The sequence below is a fragment of the Dellaglioa sp. CoH-56-MRSF-13 genome, from assembly GCF_056782095.1.
The window spans coordinates 1-434 of record NZ_JBXAYC010000064.1; the positions used below are offsets into that span (position 1 = coordinate 1).

Genomic DNA, 434 nt, shown 5'->3' on the forward strand with positions numbered 1-434 from the left:
CACAAATCGACTTCTGGTTGAACGGCGCAGTTCCTTGGCACTACCGAAAGAAAATCTGCTTGCGCGCTCTCATACACGAGTACCCGCAATCCGTGATCTGGGACGAGAACGCGGCCGACGCAAAACATGATGCGCTGGAAGATGCGCTCTCACAATCACGGATGCTGCTGCGAATGATTGAGCGCCATCCACACATTGGAAGAATCGAGCAATGCTAAACGAAAATGGCAAACCTCGTGTTATATGCGGGTTCCCGGGTGTAGGTAAGTCCACGCTGTTCCGTCAGCTAAGTGCGGCCGGTGTCAAGATACTCGATTCTGATTCCTCGACGTTCGACAAGGCCAACTTCCCACAGAACTACATCGAACACATCCGGGACGCGCTGGCCTCAGGCTACACGATCCTGTGTTCGACGCACAACGATGTGCGCAAGG

The 434-nt window shown here is 53.9% G+C and carries 2 protein-coding genes; both read left to right on the plus strand.

Annotation, left to right across the window (positions count from 1 at the left end):
• Positions 1-218 (plus strand): hypothetical protein (locus tag AC1RP1_RS07900; RefSeq protein WP_447492267.1); only part of this gene is annotated, 218 nt, incomplete at its 5' end.
• The coding region (locus tag AC1RP1_RS07905) for a P-loop nucleotide/nucleoside kinase family protein (RefSeq protein WP_481762707.1) at positions 212-434 on the plus strand (223 nt) is incomplete at its 3' end. The genes AC1RP1_RS07900 and AC1RP1_RS07905, both read left to right, overlap by 7 nt.